4 protein-coding genes are annotated in these 14,383 nt (G+C 38.6%); all 4 read left to right on the top strand.

Going from position 1 to position 14,383, the window contains the following annotated elements; translation table 11 throughout:
* Window positions 1-13 precede the first annotated feature (13 nt).
* The 4 genes from rpoC (at window position 14) to KO524_RS00750 (ending at window position 14,325) form a co-directional block, all read left to right on the top strand.
* Window positions 14-4,309 (top strand): DNA-directed RNA polymerase subunit beta', encoded by a 4,296-nt coding sequence (rpoC, locus tag KO524_RS00765; protein ID WP_219288217.1) that lies wholly within the window; start codon window positions 14-16, stop codon window positions 4,307-4,309.
* Window positions 4,310-4,313: 4 nt separating this feature from the next.
* On the top strand, window positions 4,314-4,622 hold the full coding sequence (locus KO524_RS00760) for a DUF3467 domain-containing protein (protein WP_219288215.1): 309 nt from the start codon (window positions 4,314-4,316) through the stop codon (window positions 4,620-4,622).
* A 426-nt stretch (window positions 4,623-5,048) separates the two neighbouring features.
* Complete coding sequence (locus tag KO524_RS00755) at window positions 5,049-9,434, top strand: T9SS type A sorting domain-containing protein (protein ID WP_219288213.1); 4,386 nt, start codon at window positions 5,049-5,051, stop codon at window positions 9,432-9,434.
* A gap of 517 nt (window positions 9,435-9,951) precedes the next feature.
* Window positions 9,952-14,325, top strand: coding sequence for a T9SS type A sorting domain-containing protein (locus KO524_RS00750; RefSeq protein ID WP_219288211.1), 4,374 nt, complete (start codon window positions 9,952-9,954; stop codon window positions 14,323-14,325).
* The last annotated feature ends 58 nt before the right edge of the window (window positions 14,326-14,383 follow it).

Here is a 14,383-nt window from a genome sequence, read left to right as displayed (position 1 = left end):
AAGTAAGTTTACCATGAATAAAAATAAAGAGAAAAATACCGTAAAAAGGTTCAATAAAATCTCAATTGGTCTGGCCTCTCCAGAGTCTATACTTGCAGAGTCTAGGGGTGAAGTTTTAAAACCTGAAACCATAAATTACCGTACACACAAACCGGAACGTGATGGTCTTTTCTGTGAACGTATCTTCGGTCCTGTTAAAGATTTTGAATGTGCTTGTGGTAAATACAAAAGAATCCGTTATAAAGGAATCGTTTGTGACCGTTGTGGGGTAGAAGTTACAGAGAAAAAAGTACGTAGAGATAGAGTTGGACACATTAACTTGGTTGTTCCAATTGCGCATATATGGTATTTCCGTTCACTTCCAAATAAAATTGGTTATATCCTTGGACTTCCGTCTAAGAAATTAGATATGATCATTTATTATGAGCGATATGTAGTTATTCAAGCGGGTATCGCTAAAACTACAGAGGGAGAATCATTAAAAAGACTGGACTTCCTTACGGAAGAAGAATATCTAAATATCTTAGATACCCTTCCGATGGAAAACCAATATTTAGACGATAACGATCCAAATAAATTCATCGCCAAAATGGGGGCTGAATGTATTATGGATTTATTGGCACGTATCGACTTAGATCAGTTATCTTATGATTTGCGTCATGCTGCTAATACGGAAACGTCTAAACAAAGAAAAACAGAAGCTTTAAAGAGACTTCAAGTTGTGGAAGCTTTCCGTGAATCGAACAATTCTCGTGAAAACCGCCCGGAATGGATGATACTTAAAGTAATCCCTGTTATTCCACCAGAACTTCGTCCTTTAGTGCCACTAGATGGAGGTCGTTTTGCAACCTCGGATTTAAATGATCTTTACCGTCGTGTAATCATCAGAAACAACCGTTTAAAACGATTAATGGAGATCAAAGCTCCTGAAGTAATTTTACGTAACGAAAAACGTATGCTTCAAGAATCGGTAGATTCCCTTTTTGACAATACCAGAAAATCTTCTGCTGTTAAAACCGAATCCAACCGTCCTTTGAAATCACTTTCGGATTCCTTAAAAGGAAAACAAGGTCGTTTCCGTCAAAACTTATTGGGTAAACGTGTGGATTATTCTGCTCGTTCGGTAATTGTTGTTGGACCGGAATTGAAATTGTTCGAATGCGGATTGCCAAAAGATATGGCTGCTGAATTATACAAACCTTTTGTGATTCGTAAATTAATCGAAAGAGGTATTGTTAAAACAGTAAAATCTGCAAAGAAAATTATAGACAAAAAAGAACCAGTAGTTTGGGATATCTTGGAAAACGTGATTAAAGGACATCCTGTTCTTTTAAACCGTGCTCCAACGCTTCACAGACTCGGAATTCAAGCATTCCAGCCTAAACTTATCGAAGGAAAAGCAATTCAGCTTCACCCATTGGTTTGTACCGCTTTTAATGCCGATTTCGATGGTGACCAGATGGCTGTCCACTTACCACTAGGACCAGAAGCAATTTTGGAATCTCAGTTGTTAATGTTAGCTTCTCATAATATATTAAACCCTGCGAATGGAGCTCCTATTACGGTTCCGTCTCAGGATATGGTTTTGGGGTTATATTACATGACGAAAGTTCGTAAATCAACTCCAGAAGAACCCGTTGTAGGAGAGGGAATGACTTTCTACTCTGCGGAAGAAGTAAACATCGCTAAAAACGAAGGTAAATTAGCGTTGAATGCTTCGATCAAAGTTCGTGCAAAAGACTTTAATGCAGCAGGGGAATTGGTTTACCAAATCATCGAAACTACCGCAGGAAGAGTTTTGTTTAACGAAGTAGTTCCTGAAAAAGCAGGATTCATCAATGAGGTATTGACCAAAAAATCGCTTAGAGATATTATTGGTAGAATCTTAAACCAAACTGATGTTCCTACTACCGCTGCCTTCTTGGATGACATGAAGAGCATGGGATACAACTTTGCATTTAAAGGAGGTTTATCATTCAGTTTGGGTGATATTATGATTCCGGAACGCAAACAAGAATTGATTGATGAGGCAAACCAACAAGTAGCTGCTATTACAGTAAACTACAACATGGGATTGATCACCAACAACGAACGTTACAACCAGGTTATTGATGTTTGGACATCTACAAACGCCTTGTTAACGGAATTAGCCATGAAAAATATCCGTGAGGATAAACAAGGGTTCAACTCGGTTTACATGATGCTTGACTCTGGAGCAAGGGGATCTAAAGAACAGATTCGTCAGCTTACAGGTATGCGTGGTTTGATGGCTAAACCTAAGAAATCTACAGCAGGTGGTGGAGAGATTATTGAAAACCCGATTCTTTCGAACTTTAAAGAAGGTTTGTCGATTTTGGAATACTTTATCTCTACTCACGGTGCGCGTAAAGGTCTTGCGGATACGGCTTTGAAAACGGCCGATGCTGGATATTTAACACGTCGTCTTCACGATGTAGCTCAAGACGTTATTGTAAATACCGTTGACTGTGGTACTTTAAGAGGAATTGAAGTGTCTGCACTTAAGAAAAACGAAGAGGTTGTTGAAACCTTAGCGGAAAGAATCTTAGGTCGTGTTGTTTTAGAAGATGTGGTTCATCCATTGACTTCTGAAGTAATCATCGAAGCAGGAAATGAAATTACGGAAGTTCATGCGAAAATCATTAACGCATCTCCGATCGAAAGAGTAGAGGTACGTTCGCCATTGACGTGTGAGGCTACAAGCGGTATTTGTGCAAGATGTTACGGACGTAACTTAGCTACTGGTAGAATGACCCAAAAAGGGGAAGCTGTCGGTGTAGTTGCTGCACAATCTATTGGTGAGCCGGGTACACAGTTAACCTTGAGAACTTTCCACGTTGGGGGAACTGCGGGTAACATTTCTGAAACTTCTACCATCATTACCAAATTCAAAGGTCGCTTAGACATGGAAGATTTGAGAACGGTTAAGAGTGAAGATGTTGATGGTAATTTCGCTGATATTGTAATCTCTCGTTCAACGGAGTTGAAATTGGTTGACGAAAATACAGGTATCGTTTTAAATACGCATAATATTCCTTACGGATCGACTATTTATGTTAAGGATGGCCAAGTAGCTGATGAAGGTACGGTTGTTTGTAAATGGGATCCATATAATGGGGTAATTGTTTCTGAGTTTACTGGAAAAATTGCTTACGAAGATATCGAACAAGGACAAACGTTCATGGTTGAAATCGATGAGCAAACCGGTTTCCAAGAAAAAGTTATCTCGGAATCGAGAAATAAAAAATTAATTCCTACCTTATTGATTTACGGTAATGATGGGGAATTGATTCGTTCGTACAACTTACCAGTAGGTTCCCACTTAATGGTAAATAACGGAGAAAAAATTAAAGCGGGTAAAGTTTTAGTTAAAATTCCTCGTCACTCTTCTAAAGCAGGGGATATTACAGGAGGTTTACCAAGAATTACCGAGTTGTTAGAAGCTCGTAATCCTTCGAATCCAGCTGTAGTTTCTGAAATTGATGGAGTAGTGTCATTTGGAAAAATTAAAAGAGGTAACCGCGAGATTGTTGTGGAGTCTAAATTAGGTGATGTTAAAAAATACCTAGTGAAACTTTCCAACCAAATCTTGGTTCAAGAAAATGACTTCGTGAAAGCCGGTATGGCACTTTCTGATGGGGCAATTACTCCAGATGATATCTTGAGAATTCAAGGACCTTCTGCTGTTCAACAGTATTTGGTTAACGAAATTCAAGAGGTGTACCGCTTGCAAGGGGTAAAAATCAACGACAAACACTTTGAGGTAGTAATTCGTCAAATGATGCGTAAAGTTAGAATTCAGGATCCAGGTGATACCCTATTCTTAGAGGATCAATTGGCTCATGCTAGTGACTTTATCGTAGACAATGATAAATTATACGGAATGAAAGTGGTCGAAGACGCTGGTGAATCGGTAAACTTGAAAGAAGGTCAGATTATTTCTACTAGAGAATTACGTGATGAGAACTCTTTATTAAGACGTGAAGATAAAAACTTAGTAGTTGCAAGAGATGTTATGCCTGCAACAGCTACTCCAATTCTTCAAGGTATTACTAGAGCCTCTTTACAGACGAAATCGTTCATTTCTGCAGCATCCTTCCAGGAGACTACAAAAGTGTTAAACGAAGCAGCTGTAGCAGGTAAAATCGATAGATTGACTGGATTAAAAGAAAACGTTATTGTAGGACATAGAATTCCTGCAGGAACGGGTATGAGAGAATACGAATCTATCCTTGTTAGTTCAATGGACGATGTGGAATTGAACAACGAAACTGAGGATTTAAATTTCTAAAAACATGGATACTAATCAACAACAAGGCCAATTCAATATAGAATTGGATGAAAAAACCGCGGAAGGAACCTATTCCAACTTGGCGATTATCAATCATTCCAATACGGAATTTGTAGTAGATTTTATTAGTGTAATGCCGGGCGTTCCCAAAGCTAAAGTGAAGTCGAGAATTATCTTGACACCACAACACGCTAAGAGATTGCTAAAAGCATTAGAAGAGAATATTCATAGATTTGAGGCTGCTAACGGCGAAATCAAAGAGGTGGAACAAGTTCCAATTCCGCTTAATTTTGGACCGACAGGACAAGCTTAAAATCAATAATTCATTTAAAAAACCCCAATTGACAGTAGTCAGTTGGGGTTTTTTTATAAAAAAGAACTTTTTTTTTATTTAAATTATTTGAATATGTTCAAATAATTAAGTGTTTTAGCTTTAATCGTAATTGGGTCGCGATGTGAGTGGTTTTACCTTTATAGATGTGAATAAGTCTTCTGTTTTTCATATAAATTCTATATTAGATTCACATTAAGTAGATACTCATTGGAATCTATCTCCTAATTCGTTTATTTCCTTCGTTTTAAAATTTATACTTTATTGTTAATAAATATAATTAAAAATGGTTTCTTTAATTAATTCTGATGTTTTAATCTGTTATTGTTAATTATTTGTATTTTTTTTGAGTTATTGGTGAAATGTTTATTTTTAATCTCTAAAATAAAATTTTAAACTATTACGTCGATGGAAAAAAAATACATGTACTTTTTAACTGTGCTTCTTTTGTTGTTTTCACATGATGTGACAGCACAGACATATACGAGATTAGGAATCGTTTCAGGGTTTAATTCGGACGTCATTGCCAATGGGGTGGGGCCGGCTTCTGGATCAACCACAGTAAGGATAGATAACGATCGGTTTAATTTGTTAAGCTTAGATTTTAAATCGAGTGTGAACTCACCGCCAGCAACTGTTGGCTTGCCTGTAAACGGGCTGATAACGGCTAATAATATCACGGGACTCAGTTTTCAGTTACAACCGTATAGTCAAAATAATTCCTTAAGAATAGCTTCAGCTAATCAATCTGGAACCTTAGTAATCTCCGATAGCCCTAGAGTTACAACTTTGTACTTATTAGCGCTTTCAGGTAATGCTGGTGATATTCCTACTGTATTTCAGGCAAAGGTCTATTTTACGGACAATACATCTCAGCTTATTAGCGGGCTGCAGGTAGTGGATTGGTTTGAGAATTTAGTTGGAAGTACTGTGACTAGTGGGTTTGGCCGGGTTAGTGTTACCGATAACAACATTGAAACTCCTGAGGACAACCCTAAAATGTTTAGTGTAGCAATAAACTTAGACAGCACAAATTATAATAAAGCCATTCGGTCTATAGAAATTACTAAAACATCTAGCGCCGCAGGAGTAATAAATATATTTGCAGTTAGTGCTATTTCTATGGATAGTTGTTCTCCTCCGAATAATGTTGCTGCGAGAGATATTAGTGCAAATTCATTTCAAATTCATTGGGATGCAGCCTTTAGCACACCTGATTTAGGATATGAGTACGAAGTCCGTACGAGCGGTGAGCCCGGTAGTGGTACTTTGGGTTTAGTTGATTTTGGTATGCTGTCCAATGATGTTTTTTTAAAGGCTATTTCTGAATTGACTACGAATACCTTGTATTATGTGTATCTAAGGTCTAAATGCGATGCGGAGAGTTTTAGCCCTTGGATCAGTGTAGAAGGCTTTCGAACTTTGTGCGCTACTCCTAGTGTGGTTGTAGCAGATGCTGCTATTTGTGGATCGGGTAGTGTATCACTTGAAGCTTCGGCTAATGAAGGGATATTAAGATGGTATGATCGTGCTATTGGAGGAAGTTTTTTACAAGAAGGTAATAGCTTTGTGACACCGGTTTTGACTGAAACTACTTCCTATTGGGTTTCGCAATCAATCGGTACTAATCCGCTACATGGAGCGGGAGGAAAGGACCGGCCATTCTTAGATTCAGCTGCTTTTGCTTTAACCAATTGGGGGATTATTTTTGATAGTACTCAAGAAGTGAATTTGGAAAGTGTCGATTTGTATTCGGATGCTGTTGGAGTGGTGGATATTAAAATTGTTGATTCCAATGGGAACGAACTCTTTTCGACTGGAAATATTGAAATCACCAATACAGGAAGACAAGTGCCCAATACGGTGCCATTGGGTTTTACGGTACCTGAAGGCGCGGGTTATCGGATTTTGCTTAAAAGCAGTGCTGGATTAAATATATATCGTGATATGATAAGGAATCAAAATTATTTTCCTCTTGTGAGTTCTTCTGGTGTGTTGACGGTGCGAGGTTCGGATACCGGTAGTTTCAATACCAATGTTTATATGTATTTTTTCAATATAAAATACCAAACAGGCTGTGTAGTTCCTAGGAAAGAAGTGGTTGTTTCGGTGAATGCTGCACCTGACTTTGAACTCAGTGCAAATCGAATTTCTGGCTGTGCTGGAGAGCTGTCAGATACCATCACTATTGTTCGAGGAATGGATGTTTTTGATTCCTATGAATGGAGTCCCAGTACTGGTGTTAGCGGTAATGCTCAAGATGGTTGGCTATTTGAAATAACGACTAATCAAATATACACTTTGACTGCAAAGCAGACTGGGGGGCAGCAATGTACTGTTTTTAAAAATGTTTGGATTCAACCTATTCCGACTCCAAATGTTACTTATATACCAGAAACCGATGGAGAAACCGTTTGTTTGACTTCAATTATTCCTCTCGAAACAGTGACTACCCCCGTAGAGAATACAATCCAAGTGGGACATCAAGTACCTACTAATTTTTCAGCTGATCTTTCAGCTTTCAATAATTATAGAAACAATGCCCGCGTGCAGTTGTTATTTACAGCGGAAGAATTGCGGAGTTTGGGATTGAGCAGTGGGCCTCTGAATTCTATTGCCTTTTTTGTAAGTAGTTTGGGGGTAAATGATTCGAATGCGGATTATACCGTAAAAATAGCACCTACTAACCTAACTAAGTTTGAAAACCGACATTTCTTGACCGATAACTTCAGGACAGTATATTCTAGGGGGGTACATATACATACAGCCTCTGGTTGGCAGGAAATTAATTTTCATGAAGCATTTGTATGGGATGGTGTTCAAAACTTAATTATAGAACTTACTCATAGAGGGGTTAATGGCTCTTCTAGTGCCGATACACATTATACAGTAACCACTGAAAATAAAGTGCTTTACGGTTATAATAATGCAAATATTGCCTTATCCAAAAATCGATTTAATATCAAACTGAAACAAGTTTATTCTTATCATGTAGAATGGGATGCCCGCGAAGGAGAACTTTTTATAGATGCAGAAGCTTCTATTCCATATTTACCTAACAGAAATGCGAGAAGAGTGTATTACAGACCGGAAGTGGTCGGTTTAAATAGTGTTTGGACTTATAGCAAGGTTGGGAATTGTGTGGTAAGCAAACTTATTAATATACATACTTTTGTTACACCACAGCCCGCTGTCGAAGCAACCCAAAGTTTTTGTGGAGTAGCTCGAGTAGCCGATTTACAGGTTGATGGGGAGGATATACGGTGGTACAAACAAATTAATGATGCAAGTCCACTTCTAGACAATGACATTCTGGAAGCAGGTGATTATTATGTTACTCAAAATCTGGACGGATGTGAGTCAATACCTAAAAAATGTACAGTCAACTTGTTACTCCAACCTGCACAACCAACTTGGACTCCTAGGATTTATTGTGGCACTACCTATATTAACGATGTAATGATGGAATACGATCCTACAAATGAATTAAAATGGTATAACGAAAACGGTAGTTTAATTACAACAAATATGGTGTTGCGTTCTGGAACTTATTATATAGCGCAAAGCAATGCGGACTGTGAATCGGAATGGGCTACACTACATATTCAAGTGAATGCAATTCCAGCAGTTCCAATGACCAGACCGTTGATTTTTTGTGAGCGAACTCTGGTATCCGATTTAGGTATTTATGCTTTACCAGGAGCTAGCATCAAATGTTATGCAAACGAAACAGATATTAATGAATTGTCTTCCGCAAGCTTTTTGACTACACATACTTACTATTTAAGTCAAGTGTTGAACGGTTGCGAATCAGAAAGAATAGCGGTACCTATATCCGTTTTTGCTAGAGTACCTGAGCCACAAGTTCAAAATCAAAATTTTTGTACAACCGCAGTTCGTGTCGCTGATTTAGAAGTTGAAGCATTAGAAGGCGCCACGGTTAATTGGTATAACAGTCAAGAAGGCAGTGCTGCTTTGCCGGTCAATCAAGTTTTAACTACGGGCTTGTATTATGTTTCTCAGAAAATGGGTGATTGTGAATCGAGCCGAGTTCGATTTGGCGTCAATATAGTTGAAAACAGCATTGCACCAACGGTTGCACTACAAACTTTTTGTGGAACAACAACCGTATCTCAATTACGAGTAAATCTACCGAACGGCATGTTGCCAAAATGGTATTTACAAGCGGAGGGAGGTGAAGCTTTGTCAAATGAAGTACTGTTGCAAAGTGGTTGGTATTACATAAGTCAATCACTACATGGTTGTGAATCACCGAGAACACGAGTGGAAGTCGTAATTAATGAAATACCAGAGCCTCCAACGGGTAATGCTTTTCAACAATTTGAAGAAGGAAGCTTGATTGGTGACTTGGTAGTGGATCAAGAAAATGTGGTTTGGTTTGGAACCTTGCCTGATGCACTTAACAATAGAAATAGACTGCAAGCCGATTATCCACTGTTTGACAACACGATTTATTATGGTGTTGTAATCTCGGAGAGCGGTTGTTTAAGCTCTGTTTTTCAAGTGAAAGTTCAACTCACTTTAGGTATGAATACGTTTGATTTAAAACAATTGAAGTATTATCCAAATCCGGTATCTGATATTTTGAGTATTGGTTATAAGGACTTAATTATTAAAATTGAAGTATATAGTGTAAGAGGTCAACGCGTTTTCGTAAGCCATACCAGCTCATTTAATGTAGATGTCGATATGAGTAATTTGGAAAAGGCACCTTATTTTATTAAAATTTATACCGCCAGTCAACAGCAAACGATAAAAGTGTTTAAAAAGTAATTTTTGGTGATGAATAAAGGTTGATTTGTAACAACTTTGTTTCAATTTTTAGCTCGACAAAATATAATATTACTTGAGACTAAATAATTAAAAGGCAGCTGCTTCTAATGAAAATAAGGAGCAGTTGTCTTTTTGCTTTTATCCTAAATACGACAAATCGTCTTTGGGAGCATCCTCGTTTTCGAGGGGTAATACATCATTAGAAAAATATAAAGTCACTTAGTTGTGAATTTTAATCACCTTATGCGGAAGGGATTTATAGGATAAGTTTTGTTGAACAGTTAATAGATGGTCTAAAGCGGCTCAAATAGTAGTTGGTGTAAAAATATAGCGTTTGTTTTCGGAATATGGTTGAATTGTGACATAGAAGGCGTTTATTTTGTGTTGTAATTTATATATAAAAACATGCAAATTTGTTTATAATCTATATTTGTATGTTAAAATTTCCGTATTATGTGTATTTATGGATAAAATGTGTATTTTTAAAACTCTTAATATAAACACAAAAACATTATTCATGAAAAAAACTACACTTTTATTTTTAGCACTATTTTTGATACTGTTCCGATGGACGGCGCTGGCACAAGAATATGTGAAACTGGGGGTGACCTCAGGTTTTAATGCGGATGTTATCGCTAATGGGGTGGGACCAGCTATGTCGTCAACCAGCGAAAGAGTTGACAGTGGCGAGTTCAATTTTATTAGTAAAGATTTTAAATTATCAGAAACATCTACCCCACTTACTGTGGGATTGCCTGTAGATAGATTAATCACGGCTACTAATATACCGGCATTGAGTTTTTTGTTAGCATCTTATAATCAGAATAATTCGCTTCGAATTACCGCAGCCAATACGCCTTCGACTTTGGCATTTACCAACCAGGAAAGTGCGGTAAAAATGTATTTATTGACTACTGCTGGAAATGCAGGATCAACTCCTGTAACTTTTAGTGCAAAAATTAATTTTACAGACAATAGTTTTCAAACCGTGACGGGCTTGACCGTTGCGGATTGGTATCAAGGGACTACTGCTACAACGGTAATAGCCGGTATAGGGCGGATTCGCACAGCTAATAATACCGTTGAAACACCAGCGGGGAATCCGAAATTATTTAGCGTCGAAATTAATTTAATTGCTGCCAACTATCAAAAGCAAATAGCTAATGTAGAGATTACTAAAACTTCTACAGCTACAGGTGTTTTAAATGTCTTTGCGGTTACTGTAGTGAAAACTCCGGCTTGTTTTGTTCCAAATACGGTTTCAGTAGATGCTGTATTGGCCACATCGGCAACCATCAAATGGCTGGCAGCTGAAATTGTTCCTGCTATGGGCTACGATTATGAGGTAAGAACGAGTGGTTTGCCTGGTAGTGGTGCTACAGGCTTGGCAGCTTCGGGTAATGTAGCCAATACCATATTACTAAAAAACGTTACTGGATTAGCGGGTTCAACCGAATATTTCGTTTATGTACGGTCTAAGTGTTCAGCTACTAGTTTTAGTGCTTGGACGGTACAGAAAAAATTCAGCACTTTATGTGTGTTTCCAACCATTGTAACTACGGCCAGCCCTGTTTGTGGGCAAGGCACGGCTACTTTATCGGCTACGGTGCCTTCGGGTACTGTCAAATGGTACGACAGGGCTGTTGGAGGAAGTGTTTTGGGAATCGAAAATTCATTATTGACACCAATTTTACAAGCGACCAAATCATATTGGGTTTCTTCTATTGGAACAAATGCTGTTCAAGGGCAAGGCGGAAATATTACTCCTGCTACAAGTGCAGGATATACTGCTTCAAATAACTATGGGGTAGTTGTTAATGTTGCACAAGATGTTACTTTGGAAAGTGTCGATGTTTATTCAGATGGAAATGGAACTTTAGATGTTAAAATTACTAATGCAGAAGGGGTAGAGCTTTTTTCTACAGGTAATATTAACATTGTAAACGGAGGGGCTGCTGCGGCTAATGTTATACCTCTAGGGTTTGATGTGTCGGCGGGCAGTACTTATAAGATATTGATTAAGGCGTATTCAGGCGTGCGGTTGTTGCGAGATGGTTCGAACTTGGCTTTTCCTTATTTGGATCCAGAAGGTGTTATCACGGTTCCTATTTCGGAATGGGGTGGGACCACTTCGTCTTTTTACTTCTATTTTTACAATATAAAGTATTCAAAAGGTTGTGTGTCTCCAAGGCAAGAAGTGGTAGCTACAGTAACACCTGCTCCGGCTTTTAATTTGAGTGCGAGTGCGGTATCAGTGTGTGGAGGAACGCCTTCTACGGCGGTTACTATTACTACGGGAAGAGAGGCTTACGAGTCGTTTGTATGGACACCTGCTACAGGAGTGACAGGGAATGCGCAAAACGGTTGGGTATTTAATCCAACAGTGAGTACACAATACACCTTAATAGCTTCACAAAACGCAGGTCAGCGTTGTCAGGTGGCAAAAATAGTAGATGTCAAAGTACGACCAACACCAACTCCGACTTATGTTCCGGCTACGGATGCTGCACCGGTTTGTGTAAGTAGTATTGTGGCTTTGGAAGTCAATAATACCACTGAAAAAACCGCGCAAGTGGGGGATGCTGTTCCGACGAGTTTTTCAAATGAATTATCGGCATTTAATAATTATAGAATTTCTGCGCGCGTACAAATGTTGTTTACCGCTCGGGAATTGAATGATTTTGGTTTGGAAGCCGGACAGATTAAATCCATTGCTTTCAATGTAGCGACCTTGGGTTCTAGTGCCAACAATACCAATTATAAGGTCAATATGGCAACCACCAATTTAACTGCTTTTGCTAGTGCGAGTTTTATTACAGAAAATATCACTCCGGTTTATTCCGCAGCAACGCATACACATACGGCAAGTGGTTGGCAAGAAATCGTATTCAATACTCCGTACAATTGGGACGGTTTAGGGAATTTAATTGTAGAACTGGATTACAGTGGAACAAATTCCTCTGCTAGTGCCAATACCCACCATACGGTTACGACAGATAATTCGGTGATATTCGGTTATAATGGCGCTAATATTAGCTTGTCAAAAAACAGGTTTAATATTAAGTTTACTCAAAATTTAAACACCATCGTAAATTGGGAAGCTGCTGGGGACGGTTTGTATATAGATGCGGCCGCTGTGACTCCTTATTTGGCGAATGGCAATGTTAGAAGAATTTATTACAGACCTCAGCAAACAGGTTTGAATGAGGTAACTGCTATTGCTACGGTAAGTGGTTGTTCGGTTACTAAAGTCTTTAACGTAAATACTTTTACAGTTTCCGAACCTCTTGTTGAGGAAGGTTTGTCTTTCTGTGGAGAGGCTAGCGTTTCAGATTTGGTTGCTACTGGGGAAAACCTTAAGTGGTATGATGTCGCATTAGGGGGAACCCCATTAGCTGCAACAACTGTGTTGCGCGCTGGTGATTACTATGTTTCTCAAACTGTAGATGGATGTGAATCTTTGAAAAAGCGTTTTAGGGTAAGTTTTCTAAATCAGCCGAGTCCACCAGTTTCACCGTCTGTAAGTGTCTGTGGGCCAACTTATCTAAATGATTTGCAAGTACAATTCGATACGGCAAATACCTTGCATTGGTATGATGAAGGTGACAATTTAATTACATCTAATGTGTTGTTGCGCACTGGGGTGTATTATGTTTCACAGAGTAATGCAGCTTGTGAGTCGGCGCGTGTAGCGGTTAATATAAATGCCAATCCTGTTCCGGTTGTACCTACTGCCACGCCTTTGATTATTTGTGGGCAAGCTCGTGTTTCCGATTTGAATGCACAGCTACTACCAGGTGCTTCGGCAAGATGGTACACAGCTGCTAATAGTGAGGTGCCTATGAATTCTAATGAACCTCTAAGTACGAGAACTTATTACTTAAGTCAAGTTTTACAAGGATGCGAATCGGATAGGACAGCTGTATCCGTATCGGTATATGCTGCGGTTCCTGTGCCTTTAGTACAAAACCAAAACTTTTGTACCACCGGTATGCGTGTTTCCAATTTAGAAGCTATTGCACTCCCTGGTGCCACTATAAAGTGGTATGCTGGTGCTAATACAAGTGAAGTCTTGCCGCAAAATCAAATACTGACTTCCGGACTGTATTATGTGTCTCAAAAAATAGGAGACTGCGAATCGCCGAGAGTACGTATTGGTGTTAATATTATCGATAATACGGTAGCGCCAAATATAGTTAGTCAACAGTTTTGTGGTGGAGCTATAGTGTCGCAATTAAGAGCTAATGTTCCAACCGGAATGATTGTCAAATGGTACACTCAAGAAACAGGAGGGGTAGCCTTGCTAAACAACGCTCAACTACAAAGTGGCTGGTATTATGCTAGTCAATCCTTATCTGGATGCGAATCACCTAGAAAACGTGTGGAGGTGATTATCAATGAAATCCCACAGCAACCAACTGGTGAAGCTATACAAGAATTTGATTCCGGTAGTGTAGTGGGTGATTTGAGACTTAATGTACCTAATGTAATTTGGTTTGCATCGGCTATAAATGCACAAGATAATAGAGATAGACTGTTTTCTGATATTGTCTTAATTGACGATATGGTTTATTATGGTGTTGTTATCTCAGATGGCGGTTGCTTAAGTGCGCCTTTTGCCGTGAGAGTTAAGATAAAGTTGTCAACTAATAACTTTGATTTGAAACAATTGAACTACTATCCGAATCCGGTTAAAGATGTTTTAAATATCACCTATAACGAGGTAATTACCAAAGTGGAGGTATTTGCGATAACTGGACAACAGTTGATGGTTCTGCATACAGCAGATAGCGAAGTAAATGTGGATATGAGTGCGTTGGCAAATGCCACTTATATCGTTAAAATGTATACAAAAACTAAGGTTCAATCGATTAAGGTTATCAAAAAATAAATAGTCACATTCCAACGGAGTAAGGGCTAACGATAAAATCTTTATTTTAGATTAAAAT

The sequence above is a fragment of the Flavobacterium sp. NKUCC04_CG genome, from assembly GCF_019345525.1.
Lineage (GTDB): Bacteria > Bacteroidota > Bacteroidia > Flavobacteriales > Flavobacteriaceae > Flavobacterium.
Note: the sequence above shows the minus strand (reverse complement) of the source record. Positions and strands in the feature narration are given on the sequence as shown.